The 25,802-nt window shown below is 31.8% G+C and carries 25 protein-coding genes and 1 other RNA gene; 15 read left to right on the forward strand and 11 right to left on the reverse strand.

The window, feature by feature from the left end:
• Positions 1-42: 42 nt before the first annotated feature.
• On the forward strand, positions 43-939 hold the full coding sequence (gene xerD / locus D3P13_RS19720; protein WP_117884978.1) for a site-specific tyrosine recombinase XerD: 897 nt from the start codon (positions 43-45) through the stop codon (positions 937-939).
• 44 nt (positions 940-983) lie between these two features.
• Here xerD and D3P13_RS19725 read toward each other — a convergent pair whose 3' ends face one another.
• The 6 genes from D3P13_RS19725 to D3P13_RS19750 all read right to left on the reverse strand — a co-directional run bounded on the left by D3P13_RS19725 (position 984) and on the right by D3P13_RS19750 (position 4,693).
• Positions 984-1,433, reverse strand: coding sequence for a GNAT family N-acetyltransferase (locus tag D3P13_RS19725; protein ID WP_117884980.1), 450 nt, complete (start codon positions 1,431-1,433; stop codon positions 984-986).
• A 25-nt stretch (positions 1,434-1,458) separates the two neighbouring features.
• Positions 1,459-2,259, reverse strand: coding sequence for an aminotransferase class IV (locus D3P13_RS19730; protein WP_157972971.1), 801 nt, complete (start codon positions 2,257-2,259; stop codon positions 1,459-1,461).
• A 2-nt stretch (positions 2,260-2,261) separates the two neighbouring features.
• Positions 2,262-3,830: a ribonuclease Y gene (gene rny, locus D3P13_RS19735; RefSeq protein ID WP_117884984.1), complete on the reverse strand. Its 1,569-nt coding sequence runs from the start codon at positions 3,828-3,830 to the stop codon at positions 2,262-2,264.
• A 92-nt stretch (positions 3,831-3,922) separates the two neighbouring features.
• Positions 3,923-4,050: non-coding RNA, 6S RNA (gene ssrS / locus D3P13_RS19740), on the reverse strand.
• 56 nt (positions 4,051-4,106) lie between these two features.
• On the reverse strand, positions 4,107-4,397 hold the full coding sequence (locus D3P13_RS19745; RefSeq protein ID WP_117884986.1) for a cell division protein ZapA: 291 nt from the start codon (positions 4,395-4,397) through the stop codon (positions 4,107-4,109).
• Positions 4,398-4,402: 5 nt separating this feature from the next.
• Entirely contained in the window at positions 4,403-4,693 is a 291-nt protein-coding gene (locus D3P13_RS19750; RefSeq protein WP_117884988.1) for a hypothetical protein, read from the reverse strand.
• Positions 4,694-4,867: 174 nt separating this feature from the next.
• Here D3P13_RS19750 and D3P13_RS19755 point away from each other — a divergent pair, with 174 nt between their 5' ends.
• The 6 genes from D3P13_RS19755 to D3P13_RS19780 all read left to right on the forward strand — a co-directional run bounded on the left by D3P13_RS19755 (position 4,868) and on the right by D3P13_RS19780 (position 11,338).
• Positions 4,868-6,556 carry a M23 family metallopeptidase gene (locus D3P13_RS19755; RefSeq protein ID WP_117884990.1) on the forward strand — a complete coding sequence of 563 codons (1,689 nt, stop codon included), beginning with the start codon at positions 4,868-4,870 and terminating at the stop codon, positions 6,554-6,556.
• A gap of 89 nt (positions 6,557-6,645) precedes the next feature.
• Entirely contained in the window at positions 6,646-9,105 is a 2,460-nt protein-coding gene (locus tag D3P13_RS19760; RefSeq protein WP_232829252.1) for a TonB-dependent receptor, read from the forward strand.
• A 190-nt stretch (positions 9,106-9,295) separates the two neighbouring features.
• Positions 9,296-9,835: an RNA polymerase sigma factor gene (locus D3P13_RS19765; RefSeq protein ID WP_232829253.1), complete on the forward strand. Its 540-nt coding sequence runs from the start codon at positions 9,296-9,298 to the stop codon at positions 9,833-9,835.
• Positions 9,836-9,875: 40 nt separating this feature from the next.
• Positions 9,876-10,466 carry a hypothetical protein gene (locus D3P13_RS19770; RefSeq protein ID WP_117884992.1) on the forward strand — a complete coding sequence of 197 codons (591 nt, stop codon included), beginning with the start codon at positions 9,876-9,878 and terminating at the stop codon, positions 10,464-10,466.
• Positions 10,466-10,924 carry a hypothetical protein gene (locus D3P13_RS19775; RefSeq protein ID WP_117884994.1) on the forward strand — a complete coding sequence of 153 codons (459 nt, stop codon included), beginning with the start codon at positions 10,466-10,468 and terminating at the stop codon, positions 10,922-10,924. The genes D3P13_RS19770 and D3P13_RS19775 overlap by 1 nt, the downstream gene beginning before the upstream one ends.
• A gap of 66 nt (positions 10,925-10,990) precedes the next feature.
• A complete protein-coding gene (locus tag D3P13_RS19780; RefSeq protein ID WP_117884996.1) occupies positions 10,991-11,338 on the forward strand; it encodes a DUF6515 family protein in 348 nt (115 codons plus the stop codon).
• A gap of 155 nt (positions 11,339-11,493) precedes the next feature.
• On the opposite strand, the gene D3P13_RS19785 is transcribed toward D3P13_RS19780, so the two are convergent.
• On the reverse strand, positions 11,494-13,113 hold the full coding sequence (locus D3P13_RS19785; RefSeq protein WP_117884998.1) for an ABC-F family ATP-binding cassette domain-containing protein: 1,620 nt from the start codon (positions 13,111-13,113) through the stop codon (positions 11,494-11,496).
• A 270-nt stretch (positions 13,114-13,383) separates the two neighbouring features.
• On the opposite strand from D3P13_RS19785, the gene D3P13_RS19790 reads away from it, so the two are divergent.
• Both D3P13_RS19790 and D3P13_RS19795 read left to right on the forward strand, forming a co-directional pair.
• Positions 13,384-14,778, forward strand: a complete 1,395-nt coding sequence (locus D3P13_RS19790; RefSeq protein WP_157972972.1) for a TlpA family protein disulfide reductase — start codon at positions 13,384-13,386, stop codon at positions 14,776-14,778.
• A gap of 149 nt (positions 14,779-14,927) precedes the next feature.
• Positions 14,928-16,727, forward strand: coding sequence for a DEAD/DEAH box helicase (locus D3P13_RS19795; protein WP_117885002.1), 1,800 nt, complete (start codon positions 14,928-14,930; stop codon positions 16,725-16,727).
• A gap of 55 nt (positions 16,728-16,782) precedes the next feature.
• Here D3P13_RS19795 and D3P13_RS19800 read toward each other — a convergent pair whose 3' ends face one another.
• The 3 genes from D3P13_RS19800 to D3P13_RS19810 all read right to left on the reverse strand — a co-directional run bounded on the left by D3P13_RS19800 (position 16,783) and on the right by D3P13_RS19810 (position 19,667).
• A complete protein-coding gene (locus D3P13_RS19800; RefSeq protein ID WP_117885004.1) occupies positions 16,783-17,361 on the reverse strand; it encodes a hypothetical protein in 579 nt (192 codons plus the stop codon).
• 22 nt (positions 17,362-17,383) lie between these two features.
• A complete protein-coding gene (locus D3P13_RS19805) occupies positions 17,384-18,688 on the reverse strand; it encodes an MFS transporter (protein ID WP_117885088.1) in 1,305 nt (434 codons plus the stop codon).
• Positions 18,689-18,845: 157 nt separating this feature from the next.
• The gene (locus tag D3P13_RS19810; RefSeq protein WP_117885006.1) at positions 18,846-19,667 is read right to left on the reverse strand and encodes a M48 family metallopeptidase; all 822 of its coding nucleotides are present in this window, start codon (positions 19,665-19,667) and stop codon (positions 18,846-18,848) included.
• A gap of 93 nt (positions 19,668-19,760) precedes the next feature.
• Between D3P13_RS19810 and D3P13_RS19815 the strand changes: the two genes are divergently transcribed.
• Genes D3P13_RS19815 through D3P13_RS19830 form a run of 4 tightly spaced genes read left to right on the forward strand, consistent with a single transcriptional unit; the run spans position 19,761 to position 23,306 of the window.
• Positions 19,761-20,609 carry an alpha/beta fold hydrolase gene (locus D3P13_RS19815; RefSeq protein ID WP_117885008.1) on the forward strand — a complete coding sequence of 283 codons (849 nt, stop codon included), beginning with the start codon at positions 19,761-19,763 and terminating at the stop codon, positions 20,607-20,609.
• Between the two features lie 3 nt (positions 20,610-20,612).
• Positions 20,613-21,113: a peptide-methionine (R)-S-oxide reductase MsrB gene (gene msrB / locus D3P13_RS19820; protein WP_117885010.1), complete on the forward strand. Its 501-nt coding sequence runs from the start codon at positions 20,613-20,615 to the stop codon at positions 21,111-21,113.
• A gap of 60 nt (positions 21,114-21,173) precedes the next feature.
• A complete protein-coding gene (locus D3P13_RS19825; RefSeq protein WP_117885012.1) occupies positions 21,174-21,728 on the forward strand; it encodes a DUF1572 family protein in 555 nt (184 codons plus the stop codon).
• Between the two features lie 30 nt (positions 21,729-21,758).
• Entirely contained in the window at positions 21,759-23,306 is a 1,548-nt protein-coding gene (locus D3P13_RS19830) for a phospholipase D family protein (RefSeq protein WP_117885014.1), read from the forward strand.
• Between the two features lie 29 nt (positions 23,307-23,335).
• Here the strand turns inward: D3P13_RS19830 and D3P13_RS19835 are convergent, their stop codons facing one another.
• A complete protein-coding gene (locus tag D3P13_RS19835) occupies positions 23,336-24,490 on the reverse strand; it encodes a glycoside hydrolase family 10 protein (RefSeq protein ID WP_117885016.1) in 1,155 nt (384 codons plus the stop codon).
• A gap of 128 nt (positions 24,491-24,618) precedes the next feature.
• On the opposite strand from D3P13_RS19835, the gene D3P13_RS21980 reads away from it, so the two are divergent.
• Together D3P13_RS21980 and D3P13_RS19840 are read left to right on the forward strand one after the other, a co-directional pair.
• The gene (locus tag D3P13_RS21980) at positions 24,619-24,780 is read left to right on the forward strand and encodes a hypothetical protein (RefSeq protein ID WP_157972973.1); all 162 of its coding nucleotides are present in this window, start codon (positions 24,619-24,621) and stop codon (positions 24,778-24,780) included.
• A 284-nt stretch (positions 24,781-25,064) separates the two neighbouring features.
• Positions 25,065-25,802 carry a serine aminopeptidase domain-containing protein gene (locus D3P13_RS19840; RefSeq protein WP_117885018.1) on the forward strand — a complete coding sequence of 246 codons (738 nt, stop codon included), beginning with the start codon at positions 25,065-25,067 and terminating at the stop codon, positions 25,800-25,802.

The raw sequence follows: 25,802 nt of genomic DNA on the forward strand, positions 1-25,802 counted from the left end.
TTAATTTAATATTGCAATATATAAAAAAACTATCATCTCAGCATGACTTGGCAAAACGCTTTATATGATTATCAATTATATCTTAAAATTGAACGTGGCTTATCAGCTAATTCAGTTCAAAGTTACACGAGAGATGTTGAAAAATTAATTCTTTTTTTAGAAGAAAATGAGATTAAAATTTCTCCTAAAAATATTACCGACGAAACCACTCAACAATTTATTTACCACATTTCTAAAGAGGTAAATGCGAGAAGTCAATCGCGAATAATTTCGGGTCTACGCAGTTTTTTTGATTATTTAATTTTTGAAAATTATAGAAAAGACAATCCCACAGCAATTCTAGAAACACCTAAAATAGGCAGAAAATTACCAGACACTCTAGCTATTGAAGAGATTGACTTAATCATAAGTCAAATTGACCTTAGCACACCAGAAGGTGAACGTAACAGAGCTATGCTAGAGACTTTATACAGCTGTGGTTTACGTGTTACGGAATTAATTACCTTACAAATATCAGACTTATTTTTTGCTGAAGGTTTTATAAAAGTTACTGGTAAAGGAGATAAAGAGCGTTTTGTTCCTATAAATATAGAAACTCAAAAGTTTATTACTATTTACATAAAACAAATAAGGGTTCATATTAACGTGAAAAAAGGTTTTGAAGATACTCTGTTTTTAAACAGAAGAGGAAAGCAACTCTCACGGAATATGGTATTTATGATCATTAAAGAGTTGGCTCTAAAAGCCGAACTTGGTAAAACGGTAAGTCCACATACATTTAGACATTCTTTTGCTACCCATTTGTTAGAAAATGGGGCTGACCTTCGCTCTATTCAGCAAATGTTAGGTCATGAAAGCATTACTACCACAGAAATTTACATGCATGTGGATAAGTCTTTTTTAAAGGAGGTCGTAGAAAAATATCATCCGAGGAAATAAGTTGGCGGCATACGGTGTAACTAAACGGATTAAAAGAATAGGTTTTATATCACTTTCTCAAAACAAACGCTATTCTCAACACATGCATACTGTCCGTAATTGGTTATTTTATTATAACCACATTTTTCATATAATGCAATAGCTTCAGGTTGTTGTAATCCGGTTTCTAATACAAGTCGTGTATAAAACAATTCCGCTGTCCATTTTTCTAACTCTGTAAGAACTTGACTTGCCACTCCCTTACCTCTAACCTCATGTAATGTAAACATGCGTTTAACTTCCATAGTACTTGATTCAAACTCTTTAACCGCACCACAGCCAATTAGAATTTCATCTTCGTATAACACTACGACATGATTTATACTATCCAATTTATTAAATTGATTGTAAAAATCATGATCTTCACCATCTCTTATGGCTAAATCAGCATCGAGTAATTTAACTAATTCAATAAAATCTTTGTTTGCAGAATTTGTTCTTATCAATTGTACCACCTATGATAATTTAGTGTTATAATTATTACTTACAAAATGTAGAAAATTGAGTGTGTAAGTTTCTATAAACTTGTCCAACTTTTCCTGTTCCAATAATTTGATTATCAATCTGTACAACAGGCATCAACTCTTTACTTGAACTTGTAATAAATACTTCATCACAAGCATATAAATCTTTAATAGTTATATCGGTTAAGATTATGGAAGGTTCCATAGTCACTATTTTTTTTCGGGTGATCCCTTCTAAAATATTCTTTTTTGGAGTACTAATTTTTCCATCTTTTACACAAAAGATATTAGCTCGAGAAGTCTCTGTAATATAATCAGTAGCGTACAACACATCTGTGGCCTTTCCTTCTTTTAATTCTTGATGAAGCATTTGAGGAAAGAAATAATCGGTACTCTTTATTCTAGGAAAAGATCTTTGATGCGTTTTAGAAATTAATTTTACTCCTTCCGTATAATCAGTATTTGTATTCGCACCTGAAACACCAGTTAAAACAATTAAGGTAGATGCAGCTAATGAACCAAAGTTGAGTGATGTACCTGCAGTTAATGTAATTCTAATATAACCATTATCTACTTTATTTATGGCTTGTAGTTCTAATACTTTATCGTGTAATTGAGATTTAGTATATGGATTAGGAATTTTAGCTAAGTAAATTGAATTGATAAACCGATCTAAATGGTCTGATAAAAAACGAAAATTGCCGTTTACGATTCTAAAAAAATCGAAAACGGCATATCCTCTATTTAAACCTAAATCATAAGCACTAACTTGTGCATTACCACAATCAATTAGCTTATCATTTATAAATCCTTTCACAATTATTTCGCAATATTTACAGCTCTTGTTTCTCTAATTACAGTAACACGAACCTGACCAGGATAGGTCATGTCATTTTGAATTTTTTGTGAAATATTAAATGATAATTCTGATGCTTTTATATCATCTACTTTTTCACTTTCAACAATAACACGTAATTCTCTACCCGCTTGAATAGCGTAGGCTTTTTGTACACCTGCAAAACCAAATGCTACATTTTCAAGATCTTTTAAACGTTGAATATAAGAATCTAACACCTGACGCCTTGCACCAGGTCTAGCACCTGAAATAGCATCACAAACTTGAACAATTGGAGCATATAACGATTTCATCTCGATCTCGTCATGGTGAGCACCAATAGCATTACAAACATCAGGTTTTTCACCGTATTTCTGTGCCCATTCCATACCTAATAAAGCATGAGGTAATTCACTCTCCGTTTCTGGTACTTTACCAATATCATGTAATAAACCTGCACGTTTAGCAACTTTAGGATTCAACCCTAATTCCGCAGCCATTAATGCACATAAATTAGCAACTTCTCTTGAGTGTTGTAATAAATTTTGTCCATAAGAAGAACGGTATTTCATTCTACCAACAACTTTAATTAATTCCGGGTGTAGCCCATGAATTCCTAAGTCTATTACGGTACGTTTACCGACTTCAATAATTTCTTGATTGATTTCTTTAGATGTTTTCGCTACTATTTCTTCAATTCTAGCAGGGTGAATTCTACCATCTGTTACCAATTTGTGTAACGACAATCTAGCAATCTCTCTACGTATTGGATCGAAACATGAAAGAATAATTGCTTCTGGAGTATCATCTACAATAATTTCAACACCAGTAGCCGATTCTATCGCTCTAATATTTCTTCCTTCTCTACCAATAATTCTTCCTTTAACATCATCTGATTCCAAGTTAAAGACAGAGACACAGTTTTCAACAGTTTGCTCTACACCGATACGCTGTATGGTACTTAAAATAATTTTTTTAGCTTCTTGTTGAGCGGTCAATTTTGCCTCTTCAAGTGTGTCTTGAATATAGCTCATTGCATCTGATTTAGCTTCGTCTCTTAAAGAGGTAACTAATTCCTTCTTAGCATCTTCAGCAGAGAGTCCTGAAATTACTTCAAGATGTTCAACATGTTTTTTATGTAATTTTTCAGCCTCCGTTTGTTTCTTTTCTAAAAAATCAATTCTAAAATCGTAATCAGCGGCTTTTTCTTCTAATTTCTTATTAAGCTTACTGCTCTTGTCCAGTTCCTGAGCTACTTTAGATTCCTTTTCTCGTATTCTTTTTTCAGCTTCAGAAACTTTTCTATCTCTACTCAGAATCACCTTTTCGTGTTCTGATTTTAGTTCAATAAATTTTTCTTTAGCTTGTAATACTTTATCTTTTTTTAATACTTCAGCGTCGCTTGTTGCTGTTTTAATAATTGATGAGGCTTGGCTTTTTGCATTTTTTAGTATAGCAAATGCTTTGTTTTTCTCAAGGGCTTTTGCAATAAAAAACCCGATAATCAAACCTACTACAATACCAATAATTATTGGTAATATCATTCCATCCATTGTTTTAGTTTTAGGTAAATTGGTGTAATAAAACACAGCTCAATAACTTGAACGGCGTCCATAAAAAAAGCCTACATCTAGTACGGTTTTTTAAACTCCTTGTAAGACAAGTTTAGGGCTAACTGGCTGATCAAGGATCCGCCAAATCCAAAATAAATTTGGCACATGCGGCATGCTTTACTAGCTTAGACTCACCCTTTTTAAAAAAATAATGTTGAGTTTAATGAACAAATAACTAAATGTAGGCAGTAATTGTTATATTTTAAAGAACGTATATTATAAATGAGCATCTAAAACTTCACTCATTTCTAGTAATTTTTTTTCTATTTCTTCACCATCCTGATCATTATAAATACTTTTTACTTCCTGTAAAGAGGCAAATTGTAATGCACACATGGCTAAAACATCTTGCTTATCTCTTACTTCATAATTCTCTTCAAAACGTTTTATTAAGTCGTTTATTTTTTTTACAGCTTTTCTTACACCTTCCTCTTCACCTTCACTGTTTATAGTTAAAGGATAAACTCTATCTCCAATAGTTACTTTTATCTTTAACTTATCTTCCATCGGGTTTATTCACTTAACTGCAATATACACTTATCAATTTCGCGTATTAATGTATTTATTTTCAATTTAGTTGAATGTTTATCTTCTTTGCTGCCTACCATCGCATTTGCAACTTTTAATGATTCGTATTTACTTTCAATAGCGTTTATAGATTCTTTCCCTTTCTGAACTTCTTGAACTAAGTTTTCACTTTTCTCCAACAACTGTTGGTTTTCAATCTTCAATAATTCATATTTGGTAAGTAAGTTTTCAAGCTTACTTTGCAGGGAATCAACTATTTCTAAAACATTACTCATTAAATACAGAGATTCTAAACATTATCAACAAATTTAGTGTTCTATTTAGAATTAAACAAGGTTTTTTAAAATATTATTAATTATTCAACCTAATCTACTGATTGTTATAACATTAATTAACATCATCTATTATATTTTTTAATTCAAATTTGATTGATTATTTTTGCCCTTATCATGAGAAAAACATTTTTATTTACATTGCTTTTCTTGGTCTTTTTCCAAGGATTTTCACAAGCAAATTACCCTAAAGACTACTTTATTAAACCATTAGAAGTACCGCTAATTTTATCAGGTACTTTTGGTGAATTACGTACCAATCATTTCCATGGAGGATTGGATATAAAAACACAACAACGTGAAGGATTAAATGTTGTGGCTGCGGCTGACGGTTATGTATCACGAATAAATGTTGCACATTGGGGCTATGGTAAGGCACTTTATATTACACACCCAAATGGTTACACAACAGTTTATGGACATTTAAAGAAGTTTGCTCCTGAAATTGAGGCTTATGTTAAACAACAACAATATAAAAAACAGAGATACACGTTAGAATTATTTCCTCAAGCCAATGCATTAAAAGTAGAGAAAGGAAAACTCGTAGCATATAGTGGTAATTCAGGGAGTTCTGGTGGACCACACTTGCATTTTGAAATTAGGGATGGAAAATCCAATCCAATAAATCCAATGTTTTTTGGTATTGACATTCCCGATCATCAGCAACCATTGATAAGAGCTGGAGTTGTTTATTCCTTTGGTGATTCTACAAATGTTGACGGAACCGATGCCGTTAAGGAATTAATTATAAAAAACAAGAATGGAAATTTAGTTGCCAATCCCATTTCCGCTTATGGAAAAATTGGTATTGGTATTAATGCCGTTGATAAACTGGATGGAGCCTTAAACAACAATGGTATTTTCAATTTACAAATGACCGTTAATGGTAAAAAGGTTTATGAACATGAAGTAAATACGGTCAGTTTTGCGGAAACACGTTACATAAATACCTTAATAGATTATGAGCGATACTTCAAAAAAAGGCAAAAAATTCAAAGGTGTTTTGTAGAACCTTCTAACAAATTAAGCATCTATAAATCATTAATTAACAATGGATATTTAACGATTGAGGATGGATTATCCTATAACGTTGAAATTACGGCTAAAGATTTTAAGGGTAATACAACCAAACTAATTATTCCTATAAAAGGAAAAAAGACAACTACAATTGTAAAAACGGAATCTAAAAAAACGCCTCATTTTTTCAGAGCGAATGAGTTTAACAAAATTAACAAAGAAAACATAAGTGTTGCTTTTCCAAAAAATAGTTTTTATGAGGACATTTATTTCGATTTTAGTTATGATAACAATATTGTAAAACTACACAATGGAGGTATTCCATTGCATCGCAATTTCACTTTAACTTTTGATATTTCTGACTATCCCGCCAAGGATAAAAAGCAAGTAATTATTGCATCTATTAATGACAAAGGAAGACGATCTTACGCCTCAACAAAAAGAAAAGACAACAAAGTTTACACGTTAAGTAGAAGCTTAGGAAATTACACATTGGCTATTGACTCTGTAGCTCCAAAAATTAGTCCCGTTAACTTTAAGGACAAACAATGGTTATCGAAATACCGTTATTTAAAATTAAAAATTACTGATAACCTTTCTGGAATAAAATCGTATAGAGGAGAGATTGATGGTAAGTGGGTATTGTTTGAATATGAGCCTAAAAAAAATGTACTGACTTACGATTTTAACGATGGCAAAATTGAAGGCGTAAAACACAAGTTAAAACTAACGGTTGTTGATAATGTAAACAATACTAATGTGTATATTGCATCGTTTAATACCAAGTAGGATAGCTGTATGCTATAGTCGTAATTTATAAATTAGGCATAGCAAACCGATTGGAGTATTAAACCATATTTCACTAAAGACAATCATTGTTGAAAGCATCAATTTCTTTTTTAGTCGTATTTTTCTTTTTCACTAGTATTGCTATTGCACAAACGGCAACCATAAAAGGTACTGTGAAAAATGAAGAAGGTAAACCTATTGAAGATGTTTCTGTTACCTATAACCAAAAAGGAACTAATACTGATAGTAACGGAAGGTATACACTTTCTCTTCCTGCAAATACGGAGGTAACAGTTACCTTTAGTCATATTGCATACACCACACTCAATAAAAAAGTAAAAATTCCAAAAAACAGAAATTTGTTTTTTTCACCTAAACTTAAAATTAAAATTGAAGAAATAGAGACGGTTGTTGTTAAAGATAAAAAAGATGATGCTCAAGGCATTGATAAAGTTCCTATTGAAACTATAAAAAAATTACCGAGTGCTAATGCGGGAATTGAAGGCACTTTAAAAAATATTGGACTAGGTGTAAGTGGTAATAATGAATTGAGCACACAGTACAATGTAAGAGGTGGTAATTATGATGAGAATTTAGTTTATGTTAATGGCATTGAAGTATACAGACCCTTCTTAGTCCGTTCTGGTCAACAAGAAGGTTTAAGTTTTGTAAACCCTAATTTAACGCAAAATGTAAAATTTTCTGCCGGTGGATTTCAAGCAAAATATGGCGATAAATTATCTTCCGTGTTGGATATTACCTATAAAAAACCAAAATCTTTTGGCATTGGATTAGAGGCAAGTCTTTTAGGAGGAAGTTTAACTGCAGAAGGAATCTCTAAAGACAAAAAGCTTTCTGCCATACTGGGAGCTAGATATAGAAATAATAGCCTTTTTGTCAATCAAAAAGATATAGAAACTAATTTTAAACCTAGTTTTACGGATGTTCAGACCTACGTTTCGTATCAATTTAATAATAAGTTTAGTTTAGATTTTTTAGGTAATTTCTCTCTTAATAATTACAAATACACACCTGTAAGCAGAGAAACGAAATTCGGTACTCTTAGTGACCCCAAAGCCCTTATTGTAAATTACAGAGGTAAAGAGACGGATCAATACTTAACCCTTTTTGGTGCTTTAAAAGGTACTTATTTAGTAAATGACAACCTTAAATTAGAATTAACTTCATCTGCTTATAATACGCAAGAAGAAGAGCATTACGATATTTTAGCTTTTTATGGTATTGGCAATGTAAATGCCGATTTTGGTAGTGATAGCTTTGGAGATGTAGAATTTTCACAAGCCATTGGTTCGCAATTAGACCATGCTCGAAATGACTTGGATGCTTTAATAACAAACGTTCAAGTAAAAGCAACGCTAAAAAAAGACAAGCACCTTTTTGAATTTGGAGCCAAATACCAATTAGAAGACATAAAAGACCGTATTGTTGAATGGGAAGTGATTGACTCTGCCGGCTTCTCTTTAAGGCCTCCTAGTCTACTACCTAGTAATGATGAACCTTATAATTCTTATACCGGACCAATTGTACCATTTACCAGCGTAAGAGCTACAAACAATGTTCAAATCAACAGAATTTCAGGATTTGGACAATGGAGTAAATCAACATATATAAATGACACTCAATTGTGGTTTAACTTAGGTGTTAGAGCTCAAAACTGGAAAGTTAAAGCTGAAGGCATTGAAGAAAAAGGACATACGGTTATAAGCCCTCGAGCACAATTTTCGATAAAACCAGATTGGAAAAAAGACATGCTGTTCAGAGTTTCAGGTGGTTATTATTATCAACCCCCATTCTATAGAGAATTAAGAGATTCTTCAGGTGTAGTTCATCCGGAAGTAAAAGCCCAACGCTCTATTCATTTTGTATTGGGGAATGACTACAGTTTTAAGTTATGGAATAGACCTTTTAAATTGGTTACCGAAGCCTATTATAAATCTTTAACAGATGTAAATCCATTTACTGTTGACAATGTACAAATACGTTATAGAGCTAAAAATAATGCTAAAGCTTATGCTGTAGGATTTGATGCTCGAATCAATGGAGAGTTTGTAGAAGGAACAGAATCTTACTTTAGTTTTGGGTATCTAAAAACGGAAGAGAATATCGATAACCAAGGTTATATTGCCAGACCAACAGATCAACGTTTAAAATTTGCGGTGTTGTTTCAAGATTACGTTCCCAATTATCCAAATTTAAAAATGTATCTGAATATGGTGTATAACACGGGACTTCCAGGAGGTTCACCATCGTATGCTGATCCTTATATATTTCAAAGTAGATTAAAGGATTATTTCAGATCAGACATTGGCATGTCTTATGTTTTTAAAGATGCTGAAAACACCACCAACATCAAATGGCTAGAAAATTTTAAAGAATTCTCATTGGGTATTGAACTCTTTAATATGTTTGATGTTCAAAATTCAATTACCAATACTTGGGTAAGAGATATTTCTTCATCACGCTCTATCGGAATCCCTAATTATTTATCTGGAAGGGTATTGAATGTAAAGCTAAAAATTGGTCTTTAAGTTTAACTATTTGACACTTGTTGTGGTTTAAAAGAGTAAAAGTCTTTAAAACTTGACAGGATTTGCAAATCTCTTTAAGGTCATAGCATGAAACCTACTCCGCAAGAGAACTACAAACATAAAAACTAAAAACAATCCAACTAATTTAAACCTTTCACTATCTTTATAGTCTAAGTATAAAAACACTTTATTGATAGTAGAAGGGGATCTCATATCTGAATTAAAAAATCCATCAACGCAAGAAAAAGCGTTTAGAGAATTAATGTCTTTATATAAAGAACGTTTGTATTGGCATATCCGTAAAATAGTAATTTCACATGATGATGCCGATGATGTTTTACAGAACACGTTTATTAAAGTTTATAAAAATATTGACAAATTTAATGCGGAGAGTAAAATTTACTCATGGATGTATAGAATTGCGACCAATGAGTCCATTACATTTATAAATAAGAGAGCTAAAATGAGGCAAGTTGATGTCAATGAATTGCAAAGTGAGATGATACAGAACTTAGAATCAGATGTTTATTTTGATGGTGATGAAATACAATTAAAATTACAAAAAGCAGTTGCCACATTACCTCAAAAACAACAATTGGTGTTTAATATGAAATATTTTGATAATATGAAATATCAGGATATTTCTGATGTTTTAGAAACCTCCGTTGGTGCGTTAAAAGCCTCATACCATCACGCGGTAAAAAAGATTGAAAAATATATAACAAAATAAGTATTAAACCATTACAAAAAACTACAGTCTAAAAGATAAGATGCCAAAAAAGAAACTAGAACATATTAAAAAATCAGGATTTAAAACTCCACAAGCGTATTTTGACACGGTTGAGGATGCTGTTTTTGCTAAAATGACTAGTGAAACATTTCCTAAAAAAGACGGATTTAATAATCCTGACGGTTATTTTGATTCCATTGAAGAAAATGTATTACAAAAACTACAATTGAATAATGAGAAAAAAGAATCAGGATACAAAATTCCTAAAAACTATCTAGATTCAATTGAAGATGATGTCTTAGAAAAGATTAAAAGTAAAAAAAGCAAGTCCAAAGTTATTGACTTTAAAACTATATTCTTAAAAAGGTTAATTCCTCTTGCGGCGGCAGCGTCATTATTACTATTTATTTTTATAAATTATAACAGCAGCAGTACTGATACCAATTTAGATCAATTGGCGTCTGCCGATATAGAAGAATGGATTGACAATGACTTAATTGCCTTTGACACTTACGAAATAACGGATGTATTTGAAGATATAGAATTGGAAAGCCAACCCATTTTCGAAGATGATGAAATTATAGAATTTTTAAATGGCACGGATATTGAGAACTTAATACTAGAAAACTGATGAATTTAAAAAAAATTATATTTGGAATTTTGTTATTTACAGTTTTTACTGGAATAGCTCAACGCAATGATAATGAAAAAATAAAGGCTTATAAAACGGCTTTTCTTACTGAAGCATTAGAACTAACCGTTGATGAAGCGGAAAAGTTTTGGCCAGTTTATAATGCGTATTCAAAAGAATATCAGAAAATTAAAATTACCAAAACGCGTCAAATATTTAAAAAAATTAGAATCGCGGGTGGAATTGATCAGTTATCTGAAAGCGAAGCTGATACTATTTTAGAAGAATTTGTGGAAATTGATAGTAATGTTGCCAAAGCCAAAGAAAACTTAAAAAAAAATTTAACTGGAGTTATATCTTCTAAGAAAATGATAAAATTAATAAGTGCAGAACAAAATTTTAATAAGGAATTATTAAAACGATTTAGAAATAGAGGTGGTAATATGAACAAAAACTAATCCCCTTAGAATTTGGCAAAACAATGTTATTTTCTAAATTTGCACTGGAAAAAAGGAAAGAAAAAGATGAAAAAATTAAGAATTATTGCCATTTTGGGTATTGCTATGTTATCATTCAATAGTATGAACGCCCAATCTGATGCAGCTACTACTAAAAAAGAAACAATAAACAGTTCTGACAAACAACCTGAAAAAATTGTATATAAAAACATTGATTACTACATTATTGATGGTGTTTGGTATGCAAAAATCAAAAAGAGATTTGTATTAAGAACAGCTCCAAAAGGTGCTAAACTTAAAAATGTACCTAAAGGTGGTGAAAATGTAGTAATGGCAGGTGTAAAGTATTATAAATTAAATGGCGTTTTTTATAAAAAATCAAAAGGTGGTGGCTACGAAGTTGCGAGACCGTAAATAAATTGACCATATTCATTCTTTAAGTAGTCTGAAAATCTTTAAAATTTACAAAAAATACAAAAATAAACACAAAATAAGTGTAACCTTAGACATTTGATGCACCATTTATCAATGGCTAATATTATAGACGCGAAGTTTCGCGTCTTTTACTTTTAAACCTGATACATTTTTTCTCGTTGTTCTTTTATCTTATCGTTTTCGAAATAATCATCAAAGGTAGTATATCTGTCTATGGCTCCTTGCGGTGTTAATTCAATAACACGATTAGCAACAGTTTGTGCAAATTCATGATCATGCGTTGCAAATAAAACAGTGCCTTTAAAGTTCGTAAGTGAATTATTAAAAGCTTGAATAGATTCTAAGTCCAAGTGGTTTGTCGGCTCATCTAACATCAATACATTTGCTCTCAGCATCATCATTCTAGATAACATACAACGTACTTTTTCTCCACCTGACAATACATTACATTGCTTTAAAGCTTCCTCTCCACTAAAAATCATTTTTCCTAAAAACCCACGGATATAAACTTCTTCTCTTTCTTCTTCTGTCGTTGCCCATTGTCTTAACCAGTCCACCAGACTTAAATCATTATCAAAAAAGTGTGCATTCTCTAACGGTAAATAGGCCTGTGTTGTGGTAACCCCCCAAGCAAACTTTCCTGCATCTTGCTTTGTGTTTCCATTGATAATTTCGAAAAATGCGGTAACTGCTCTTGAATCTTTTGAAAAGATTACCACCTTATCTCCTTTAGTTAAATTGAGATTAATATTATCAAATAACAATTCACCATCAATAGATTTTTGTAAACCTTCAATATTTAATATCTGATCACCTGCTTCACGCTCACGGTCAAATATTATGGCCGGATACCTCCTACTCGATGGCTTAATATCAGAAATATTTAATTTTTCAATCATCTTTTTCCTACTGGTTGCTTGCTTAGATTTAGCAACATTTGCAGAAAATCTACGTATAAATTCTTCCAGTTCTTTTTTCTTTTCTTCAGCTTTTTTATTTTGCTGAGATCTTTGACGAGCAGCCAATTGACTAGATTCGTACCAAAAAGAATAATTACCAGAGTAGTTGTTTATTTTACCAAAATCAATATCAGAAATATGAGTACAAACAGCATCTAAAAAGTGCCTATCATGTGAAACAACAATAACTGTATTTTCATAATTGGCCAAAAAGTTTTCTAACCACTTAATGGTTTCATAATCCAAATCATTGGTAGGCTCATCCATTATCAACACATCCGGATTTCCAAATAAAGCTTGTGCTAATAATACACGTACTTTCGCCTTACCATCTAAATCTTTCATCAATGTGAAGTGCTGATCTTCTTTCACGCCTAAGTTAGACAACATTGCTGCCGCATTACTCTCAGCATTCCAACCGTTCATTTCTTCAAATTTCACTTGTAACTCACCAATTTTTTCTGCATTTTCGTCAGTATAATCAGCATATAAAGCATCAATTTCTGACTTAATTTTAAAAAGTGACTTGTTACCCCTAATTACAGCTTCTAATACAGGAAATTCATCTGAGGCATTATGATCTTGCGATAGCACAGACATGCGTTTTCCTTTTTCCAAAGAAACATTCCCTGAAGCTGGATCAATATCACCCGCAATAATCTTTAAAAATGTAGATTTTCCTGCTCCATTTGCACCAATTATTCCATAGCAATTACCTTGTGTAAAAATGGTATTTACTTCATCAAATAAGATGCGTTTTCCGAATTGTACTGATAAGTTAGAAACTGATAACATTATTATTTTTTTAAATTCCGTGCAAAAGTAAGCAATGCGTAGCTATTAGCGAAAAGAACTCCATATAATTTAAAACGCAGTACTCTTTCTTAGTTTTAAGAATATTTAAAACTTCATTATTAACTTCAATTTAGTATTGCTGAATAAACTCATTTTACGCAAATTAATAAGTGTCACTTGAAATACTCAACTGCTTAATTTAACATCCCATTAACTAATTTTGGGAGTTTGAATGGCTATTTTTGTGTTGTTCAAAAAAACCTAACAAATTTGGCAAGAAAATTACTCTCCTTTTTTTCAACTAACCTTTTCACTTTATCTATTGTTACGCTTATTATTGTAAGTTGCAAAGATAAAGGGACTAATGATGTGGCTTATTTTGGCGGTCAAATAATAAACCCTAAATCAGACAAGGTTTATTTTTATTACAAAGACCAATTGTTAGACTCTTCAAAATTAAGTATCAACGATAAATTTTTAATAAAATTAAAAAAATTTACCAACGGATTTTACAAATTTAAACATGGTAATGAGTTCCAATATGTATATATGGAATCAAATGACAGTTTATTAATTCGTTTAAACACATGGGATTTTGATGAATCACTTGTTTTTAGTGGAAAAGGTGCTGAACGTAATAATTTTTTAATCAATCTATTTTTAGTTAATCAAAAGGAAGATCGAGATTTTAACAAATATTACAAGCTTAGCGATAGCTTATTTCAATTAAAATTTGATTCCATATTAATGTTAAAAAATTTACTTTACTCGCAGTTTAAATCTGAAGTACCTGAAAGTTCTATTTTATTTGACAAATTAGTAAATACTGCCATAAATTATCCCTTATACAAAAAAAAGGAAATCTACCCGCATAATCACATGAAATCTATTGGATCTAACGAGCATCCCAACATAAACCCAAGGTTCTTTAAATTTAGAAAAAACATAGACCTCGATGATAAAGATTTAACTGGATTTTACCCACATCAAAGTTATGTAAGAGCTTATTTGCATCATTTAGCTTATGAAAAACAAGTTTTAGATAGTTTTAAAAGCGATATAGATGTTAACATGATGCAGGCGGCACTCGAAAACATTAAAACAGAATCTGTTAAAAATAACTTTTTATATATGGGTATCTGGTATGCTCTGTTAAATGAAGACACCCCTATTGTAGAAAAAGAAAGAGCTGTACGCTTATTTTTTGATCATTCTACAGATAAAAAAAGTGTAGCTGAAATTTCAAATTTAATAGAGGTTTCAAAAAAATTAGCTAAAGGCTATAAGTTACCAAATATTTCTCCCAACAATTTTAATGGTGAAGCCATTCAGTTAAATACCATTATTAAAAATAAAAAAACAGTAATATGTACTTGGCCTTCAAACTCTAGTGAAATGGAAAATTTTTCCAAACGTTTTAACTATTTAGAAAAAAAATATCCAGAATATCATTTTATTGGTCTTACTTCTGTCTATATGGAAGCCGAGTGGAGGAGTTTAATAAAGCTAAATAAAGACAATCAATATCGTATTGATGAAGGTATTGACTGGTTAGATATTAATTTTCCAAGGGCAATTTTAATAGACAAAGAAGGAAGAATTCAAAACAACATGACGCATCTCTCAAATCGTAGTTTTGAGAAACAAATCAAGCAAATTAAATAAAGATTGATGAGTCAATTTTGCTAATTAATTTTAAAAACCTCTAATAATCATTAAATTAAGACTACTTTTGCACATTCATAAACGAAAAGGCTTATTTATCTGCTAAGACAGCACTATTGGGAAGCCTTAGTTTGATAAATTTTTAATATATGTCTTTATTTAATGATCTTGGCCTACGCCAAGAAATTGTCGATGCTTTAACCGATTTAGGTTACGAAAAACCGACACCAATCCAACAACAAGCGATACCGCAAATTATTAATGCTTCTAATGACTTAAAAGCATTTGCACAAACAGGTACCGGAAAAACGGCCGCATTTAGTTTACCAATTCTTGAAAAATTAGATTTAGAAAGTAAGGCTACACAAGCTATTATTTTGTCTCCTACACGAGAGCTAGCTATTCAAATAGGAAAAAACATTGAAGAATTCTGTAAATACATGAAACGTGTTAATGTGGTTACCGTTTACGGTGGAGCCAATATTGACGAACAGATTCGTGGATTAAAAAGAGGTGCTCAAATTGTTGTAGGTACTCCAGGTAGAACTGTCGATTTAATTAAACGTAAACAGTTAAAACTGAAAGACATTAAATGGGTCGTGTTAGATGAAGCCGATGAGATGTTAAATATGGGGTTTAAAGATGATTTAGACCAGATATTAGAAGTAACACCAAAAGAAAAACAAACTTTATTATTTTCAGCAACTTTTCCTAGAGAAGTAGATGCTATTGCTAAAAACTACATGACTAAACCTGTAGAAATTAGTGCGGGAAAAAAGAATGCTGGTGCAGATAAAGTTTCACATGAATATTATTTGGTTTCTGAAAAAAACAGATACCCGACCCTAAAGAGATTAGCAGATGTTAACCCTAATATATATGCTATCGTTTTTTGTAGAACAAGAAGGGAAACAAAAAATGTAGCCGCCAATTTAATTGATGATGGTTATAATGCAGATGCCTTACATGGTGATTTATCACAGGCTCAGCGTGATATAGTAATGGAAAAATTTAGAGCTAAACATTTACAAATTTTAGTGGCTACTGATGTAGCAGCAAGAGGATTAGATGTGGATGACTTAACGCATGTTATCAACTATAAATTACCAGATCAAGCGGAAAACTATACACATAGAAGTGGTAGAACAGGTAGAGCTGGTAAAGAAGGTATTTCTATTGCAATAATTACGAACAGAGAGAAAAATTCTCTAAGACCAATTGAAAGTAAAATTGGTAAAAAATTCATAGCTCAACAAGTACCTGGAGGTCAAGAAATTTGCGAAAAGCAATTATTTAAACTGATTGAAAAGGTAAAAGATGTTGAAGTAAATGAAGATCAAATAAATCCTTATTTAGAAGGTATTTATGCTCAATTGAAAGATATTGAACATGACGAATTAATAAAACGATTTGTTTCTATCGAGTTTAATCAATTCTTATCATATTACCAAGGTGCTGAAGACCTCAATGGAGACGACTCTAGAGAACGAAGAACTAGAAGTACTGACGAGAATTTTACAAGATTCTATATCAATTTAGGAAAAATGGACGGATTGAATCCTGCCAGATTAATAGGATTAATCAACGAAAATCTTAAAAAGAGTGATGTTGAAATTGGACAAATAGAAATTCTTAAAAGTTTCTCATTCTTTGAAATTGACAAAGCTTTTGCAGATCAAGTAGTTGAAGCATTTCAACATGCAGAATTTGAAGGTAGATCTGTAATTGTAGAAGTAACCACTAAACCAAAAGGTGGCGGAGGAAGAAGAAGTGGCAAAAAACGCAGCTTCGGTGGTGGAGATAGAAATTCAAGCGGTGGCGGAAGAGAAAGACGCTCTGGAGGTGGCTCTGGTGGCGGATATAAAGGAAAAAGCTCTAGTGGAGGCGGATATAAAGGTGGTAAAAAAAGCGGAGGTTTTAGTGGAAGTAAAAGAAGTGGTAAACGTTAATCACTTTTGAGTACTAATAATCACATTATTAGAATTTAATCTTAAGGTGTATTTTTTAATTAGAATTCATCTTAAGATTCAGTTCTCTTAACCAAATCCCAATTTTTTCAGCTTCTGTACTAAGATTTTTCTTATCTAAAAGATCACTCATTTCAGTAAGCACTACTGTTTTAAAATTATGATTGTTTTTTGTAAAACAATTAAAACCCACATTACCAAAATCGGCACGATTTTGATTGCTTTCAATAACTTTCCCCTTAGCAGCTTTGGAAATTAAAGCTACATACTTTTCAAGCTCACTTTTATCAACTATAAAAACAATAGAGTCAAACATTTCTTTATAACTGTTCAAGTTATCTGTATCTATCCAGATTATTGAATCTCTTTCTTTGTTCACCCTTACATTACCTTCATTATCAATTATCCAATGGTTATAATTTAATCCCCATGCATAATTAATACTAAATTTCTCAAAATAAATTTCCTGATTTTTTTCTGGAGCCTCATCATTTTGACATGAAATAAATAGTGAACTAAATAAAAAGAAACATATAATTTTTACTGTTTTAAACATCATATTAGAAGTGTCAATTTTATTATAGATGTCCAAAATTAAGATTGGTTGCTTCTTCATTTTAAACTAGAACAACAGCACTTTATTTTACATACTTAGATGCTTTCATAAAACTTAGCACAATAAATCCTGCAATAAAAAAAACTCCTAAAATTAAAATAAACAATTTAAGAGAACTGGTATAAGAAGTTACAACTCCTGCAATAACCATCCCTACAACTATAGCAAGCTTTTCTGTTACATCAAAGAAGCTGAAATACGTCGCATGATCTTGCGTTTCATCTGGAATCAATTTAGAATATGTAGATCTAGATAGCGTCTGAATAGCACCAAGTACAAAACCCAAAAAAGCACCTAAAACATAAAATTTTAAATATACATTAGGATCATCTCTATCCAAAAGATACGCTCCAACGCAGGCAAAAGCCCAAATTATTATCGTTATTTTTAACGCACTTATATTTCCAATTCTAGTAGATAGTCTGGAAAAAAAATAAGCCCCTACTACCCCAACAATTTGAATTAGTAAAATAGTTATAATTAAATTACTTGTTTCTAAGCCTAAATCTTTAGTGCCAAAAATAGATGCTAATAATATTATTGTTTGTACACCTACACTATATAAAAAAAACGAAATTAATAATATTTTCAGTTGCGATTGCGTTTTTATTTCTTTTAAAACCACTCGTAACTCTTTGTAGCCCTTAAAAATAAAATCTCTTTCTGGTTTTCGTTTATATGGGTTATTGGGGAGGTTTTTAAAAGTATACTGTGCAAACCCTATCCACCAAATACCTACTGTTAAAAATGATATTCTGGCCGGTAATGTGGCATCAGTTATACCATACAACTCAGGCATCATAACCATTGATAAATTAAATGCCAATAAAATCACAGAACCTACGTAACCAAGCATAAAACCTTTGGCACTCACTTTATCTTGCTGTTCAGGAAAAGCAACTTCAGGTAAATAAGCATTATAAAAAACCATACTGCCCCAAAAACCAATGCTCGCTAAAATAGTAAAGACAATTCCAATCCATACATTTTCCTTACCTGTAAAAAAGAACAACATCATTACGGATAGGGAACCTAACAGACAGAAAAATTTTAAAAATCGTTTTTTATTGCCCGTATAATCCGCAATAGCAGACAGTATTGGAGACAATAAAGCCACAATTAAGAAGGAAAACCCGAGAGCATACGAATAAATCGTTGTGTTATACCATTCAGAACCTAAAAATTGAACTACTCCATTACCACCTCCGGTAACAGATTCATAATAAATAGGAAAAACAGCTGTACCAATTACTAAAGAATATACTGAATTTGCCCAGTCATAAAATGACCAAGCATTGATTAGTTTCTTATCTCCTCTTTTTAACATAGGGTTGGTTGTAAAATAAAAAGCCATATTTCAGTTGAAATACGGCTCACAATGTACTACTAATTTTAAAAGATTGGGGAAATCTACTTGCCAATCTAAATTTTTTTAGATATAAAATATAGTTTTAAGTGATCCAAACCAATCAATCAATTCATCTTTATTCACTTGTCAATGCTTTCGCATTATACTTTTTTGCATGAGCTCTTGCTTCAGGTAAATAGGCCTTCAAATCGGCTATTCTTGATTCATTAGATGGGTGCGTACTTAAAATTTGAGGAGGAGCCTCTCCTCCTGCACGTTCACTCATCCTCACCCACACTTCGGCTGCCTCTTCACCATTATAACCTGCCATAATCATAAATACTAATCCTAATCTGTCTGCTTCTCGTTCGTGAGTTCTACTAAATGGCAACATAATTCCAACTTGAGAACCTAAACCATAAGCAGTATTCCATATTTGTTGCTGCTCAGCTGATTTGTTGGCAGTTGCAACAGCTACTGCAACGCCACCTAACTGTTGTAATTGACCCGTTGACATACGCTCTTGACCATGTTTAGCGAAGGCATGAGCAACCTCATGTCCCATTACAGCAGCAATACCATCGGAATTTTTACAAATAGGCAAAATACCTGTATAAAAAACGACTTTTCCACCGGGCATACACCAAGCATTTACTGTTTCATCTTCAACTAAGTTAAACTCCCATTGATAACTATCAGCTTCTGCTTTCATTCCATTTACACGCATAAATCGATCAACTGCTTGAGATATTCTAGCACCTATATCTTTAATTTCTTTAGTTTTCGAAGCATTGGTAGACAATTTATTTTCTTCTAAAAACCCCTTGTATTGAGCAAAGGCCATAGGTAATACTTCAGCATCGCTTACAAAGTTTACTCTTTTCCTTCCAGTAATTGGCACTGTACTGCAACTAATTAAAAATAAGGTTACAATAGTTAATGCAATAATTTTTTTCATCTTGTTTTTTTAAGTTTTAAGAATGCAAATATAAATATACAAAAAATGATTAACTTCGTATTTGCGAATATTTATTGTAATTAATCCAAAATAATGCCAAAAAAAAACAATTTTGAAATACCAAGTTCTATAATTCGAACAGGAAAAACATTACAATTATTTTCTAGCAAATTAGCTGCAAATTTTGCCATAAAACTATTTACCACGCCTCCAAAATTTAAAACTCCTGAAAGAGAAGAAATGATGCGAAAGAGTGCAAAAAACATTTTAATAAATATTCCATCGATCCAAAAAGATGTAAATGTATATGAATATGGTTTTTCCAAAACTAAAATTCTTTTAGTTCATGGATGGGCCGGACGGGGTACTCAACTCTACGAAGTTGCCGATAAATTACTTGAAAATGGAATGATGGTCATTAGTGTTGATCTTCCCGCACATGGACTATCTTCGGGCAAAACTACTAACATGCTTGAATGTATTGCTACCGTTGAATACATTAATGATAAATTTGGCCCATTTGAAGCTGCGATTGGCCACTCTTTTGGTGGAATTACCTTATTAGCATCATTGGCTAAAAAACAATTTTTAAATAAACTAGCAATCATCGGTATTGAAGCCTCAAACAATAAAATTTTAGATCTTTTTGTGCAAAAATTAAAGCTCAAAAATAAAGTGGCAACGTTGATGAAAAAACAAATTAGGTCGAAATTTGAAGTAGATCTTGAATCATTAGCAGCCATTACAAGTGCAAAAAGTGTGACTAACCCAACATTAGTAGTACATGATGTGCAAGACAACGATGTTGATGTAAGTTCTGCGTATAAAATACGTCAAAACTTAGTAAAGGGTAAATTATTAATTACTAATGGTCTAGGCCATCGACAAATATTAAGGGATCATAATACGATACATAAAATTATAGATTTTCTCAAAAATTAAAACATGAAAAGTATATTCACTTTATTATTTATTTCACTACTAGTTAGCTGTACCAGTAATGCTCAAAAATCAAAAAAAGAAAACAAAGACATGACAGACAATAAAGATAAAATTGTAAAAACAGACGCAGAATGGAAAGCTGAATTAACAGATCAAGAATATTATGTATTGCGTCTAAAAGGTACAGATAGACCAGGTGACACTGGCTATACCAAACACTTTGAAAAAGGCACTTATGTATGTAGAGCTTGTAATGCTCAGTTATTCAAATCGGGTAGTAAATATGAAAGTCACTGCGGTTGGCCGTCGTTCGATGATGCGATTCCTGGAACCGTTGATTTTAAAAAAGACAATAGTGCTGGTATGATCAGAACGGAAATAACGTGTACAAATTGTGATGGACATTTAGGTCATGTTTTTGATGATGGCCCTAAGGAGACCACAGGACAACGTTATTGTGTAAATACAAGTTCTATAAAGTTTGTTTCCGCTGAGAAAAAATAACTAATATTATTTTATTAAATTTAGAGTCCTCATAGTGAGGACTTTTTTTTTCACATCAATATGAACAAAAATTATATAGACAGTATTCAAAAACAATTTAGTTATTACAAAAGTTTAGGCGATAAGACTTTTGATCAAGTTAGTGATACTGAAATACATTGGTCACTCAATGAAGATAGCAATAGCATTGCCATTATTGTAAAACATATAGTAGGCAATATGTTGTCTCGATGGACTAATTTTCACACTGAAGATGGTGAAAAAGATTGGCGACATAGAGATACAGAATTTGAGGACAATTATACTTCAAAAATCGAAATGACAACGGCATGGGAAAAGGGATGGGCTTGTTTATTTCTTATAATTGGTAACTTAAAAGCGGAAGATTTACAACGAATTATTTATATCAGGAACGAAGGCCACACTACTCTAGAAGCTATTAATAGACAATTGAGTCACTATTCTTATCATATAGGTCAGCTCGTTTATGTTGGTAAATTAATAAAAGGCAAACAATGGAAAAGCCTTTCAATACCTAAAAATAAGTCTTCAACTTATAATATAAGTAAGTTTGAAAAAGAAAAACACAGAGGTCATTTTACTGATGATCTATAATACCTTTAACCAATCTCCTATTACAACTAAATGACTCATATCCATTACTTAAAGCATTATCTAATAGCGTTTCTACTCATTCTATTACTTAACAATTGCAAAAAACCAATTCCCAAAATAGTTAGTAGTCAAAACTTCTGCGAAACCATTCATAGAAAAGATAGCATCAGCCTTTCTAAAGAATTAGCAGATATTGAGGAAGAAATGCAAACTAAAACTGGTGTTTATGTTTTAGAAGATGGTGGAGGATCTTTGACCACAAGGGCTTGGCTTACACAAAATGCTGAAAAAACAATTGATATACAGTATTTTATATTTTCAACTGATAATGTAGGACTTATAGCCTGTGATTATTTGATTAGAGCAGCAGACCGCGGTGTAAAAGTTAGAATTTTGGTTGATGACATTATGGTTGATGCAGAGTTAGAAGATATTTTAATGATGGCAAGCCATGAAAATATTGCTATTAAAGTCTATAATCCTGGTGTTAATTTAGGCAAAAGCATCGTTAGTAAACTTAAAAAATTTGCAACTGACTTTAGATCTGCAAACTTAAGAATGCACAATAAAACCTTTATTGTTGATAGTAAAGTAGTAATTACAGGCGGTAGAAATATTGCTGATGAATATTTTGATTATGACCATGAATATAACTTTAGGGATAGAGATGTATTACTACTTGGTAAAATTACTCCAAAAGTAGAACAGTCATTTGAACAGTTTTGGAATAATAATTTAAGTGTGCCAATTAAAAATTTAGCAGAGGAGTTACCCGAAAATTATACCGACCCTAATCGGTTTGAAAAATTGCATCAATATGCATGTAATCCCGATAATTTTTGGCCGCAGATAAGAACACAAATTGAAAATTTACCCACTACCCTTAAAAAAATAAAAGAGTCTGGCGGTTTAGTTTGGACTAAAGAAGTTGCCTTTATTTCTGATGCACCTGGAAAAAATGATGGCTCTGAAGGTTTAGGTGGTGGCGGATATACCACAGATGCCTTGATTAAATTAGTAAAAAATGCAAAATCGTCTTTAGACATTCAAACTCCCTATTTAATTACTACAGCGTTGAGTCGTAACCTGTTTAAAAATGCCATAAAACGTGGTGTGAAAATTAGAATTTTGACCAACAGTTTAGCTTCTACAGATAATCTAGAAGCCTTTAATGGTTATCAACGTGATAGAAAAGCCTTGTTAGAAACTGGTGTAGAAATCTATGAATTTAAACCAGATGCTGAAGAGCGTTTTAAAATAATGACAGGCCATTTGCAAGCCAAGTTAGATTTTAAACCCATTTTTGGCTTACATTCAAAATCAATGGTAGTTGATAGTGAAACAACAGTGATAGGTACTTTTAATTTAGACCCTAGAAGTGCTAACCTTAACACAGAATGTTTGGCAATTATCAAAAATAAAAAGATATCAGACAATGTTTTAAAAGGCATGGAAATTGAGTTTAAACCCGAAAATTCATGGCAAACTACTGCAGACTTCAATCCTGATAATAAAGTTAAAACAGTCAAACGTATTAAGGCATGGACTAGAAAAATTGTACCCAAAAAGATTTTGTAAAAAAATACAAATCTCCTCGTTTCAATTTCTTACTGTTTTTTATTTGCTAATATTTTCAGTTTGGTATAGTCCTTATAAATAGCTTCTTTAAATACTTTCCAGTGCTCATCAGTCATACGACCTGGTGTAAACAAACAAATACCTGCAGCTCCGTTTATCATAGACTGTTCAATAGCATCCACTAATTCTTCTGGAGAGACACCGTGATCTTCAGGATCTGGATGCTCTGCCTTTTCATTAGGAAATGGTGTTATAAATAGTCCACTATAAATTGGTTTGGCGTTATTAACTGACGCTACCTCTTCTTTAACCATTTCACCAACCCATTTGGTATCTTCTAAATAAAAATCATTGTAATTCATTGGAAAAATTGCATCTAAGTCCCATTTTTCCCATTCTTGACGCACCATTTTTTTCGCTAATGAAGGTCCCGGAAAAACGGCTGCATTTAATTGCTTTCCTTTTGCATGGACTACCTCAGCAATTTTATTCACCATATTTGTAATTAAATCATATCTGAATTGTTTCCATTCTTGTACCTGTGACGGATCTTCCACTTCATTAATATCAATACCTGACTGTTCTTTAAAGTCAGCCTTACATTTATCGCAATAGCAATAATCGTATTTAGGAAACTCTTTATCCATTACTAAATCATATTTTTCCCATAAACCTCTTGCTAAAATAACATCTGGAAAACGTATATAATCTAAATGAATTCCATCAACCTCATCAACATCAGCTATCTTACCATATAAGTCTGTTAAATAATCAACTACTTTTTCTTTATTTGGGCATAAAAAAGTATAATGCTTTGCATAAACAGGTTTATCAAAGGCAGAATCTCCTTCCCCATTAACACCAAACAAATCAGCGGTTAATGTATCGTTTGGGTCTTGTCTCATTGTTGGAATCCACGTATGGAATTCTAAACCTGCTTCTTTGGCTATTTTACCCACCCGTTTATACGTTTCTGGGTTTTGACCTCCATTATACATTAGTCCATCAACACCATGATCTTTAAAACCTTTAAAACTGGTCAAAAGTTCTGCATCTGTAGCTTCACCAGGACCTCCAGTCCATGCATAAACCGGAATTTTACTTTTCGATATTTCTGTATCTGATTTGTCTTTACAGGAAATAAATAGAATTGATATTAATAAAATAATTAAGATTTTATTCATAATACAGGGTTGATTAGATTAGAGTTTAAATATAAAATCTAAAATAAACCAAAATACTATTCGTATGCAACTTTTTTCGACCAATAGCATCTATTATTCTAAATTAAACAACGAATCGACCTATATTTTTGGTACTTACAATAGCTATTCTTTCTTCTTGTACAAAAGAAGAGGATGTATTATTACAAAATGAAGAATTAATTGAAAAATGGAAATTGATTGTACAATATTGGGACCCAAGAGATGGTAGTGATGATTATCAACCTATTGTAAGTGAGGGAATTATTTAATTCTTTAAAAATAAAAAAAACATATCAAATGGTTTTTTTTGGTCTACAAATAGTGATACGAAAAAGAATAACGTTGGCTCATCTAATGATAAAACTGAGATTATTTTTGTAAAAAACGAATGTAATTCTTCTGAGTATAAAATTAATTATAAGCTTATTGAAAATAAGCTACAATTATGGTATCCATGTACTGAAGGTTGTGCTAAAAAGTTTAAAAAAATAGTTAATCAGAACAATAAAATTAGTTATTTAAATTTATTATCTTGGTAACATAAATCTATACTATGCGTTTTTATATTTTACTTATTGGTCTATTATATTTATCAGATATTCCGGCCCAAGAATCTAGTTTAGATTCTAAAACGATTACATTTTATGCCAAAGATTCTGTAATTATTACGGCTGACACTTACTTTTTAGAAAACATACCCCCAACAGTTTTGTTATGTCATCAGGCAGGCTATAGTCGTGGTGAATATTTAAATACTGCGAAAGAGCTCAATGCATTAGGTTTTTCTTGCATGGCAATAGATCAGCGTTCTGGTCAAGAAATAAACGGAATTGTTAACCAAACCGCAATTGATGCAAATAATAAATTAAGAAATGTTGGTTATGCTGGAGCCAAACAAGATGTTGAGGCCGCTATAGATTATTTGTATAAAATAAATGGCGAACAACCTGTTATTTTAGTAGGTAGCTCCTACTCTGCTTCATTAGCTTTGTGGATTGGTAGTGAAAATTCAAAAACAAAAGCTATTGCTGTCTTTAGCCCCGGAGAATATTTAACAGGTATAAAATTAAAGCAAACTATAAAATCAATAAGTATCCCTGTATTTGCAACGTCTTCTAAACGAGAAATCAAACCTGTGGAAAAACTATTAAGTCAAGTTAAGCCAAACTTAATTACACAATTTAAGCCTAAGTTAAAAGGATACCACGGTTCTAAAGCCTTATGGGAAAAGAATGACGGTCATGAAAATTATTGGAACGCTTTTAAAGAATTTTTATTAAAACAAAAGTAA

It is taken from the genome of Aureibaculum luteum (assembly GCF_003449015.1).
Lineage (GTDB): Bacteria > Bacteroidota > Bacteroidia > Flavobacteriales > Flavobacteriaceae > Aureibaculum > Aureibaculum luteum.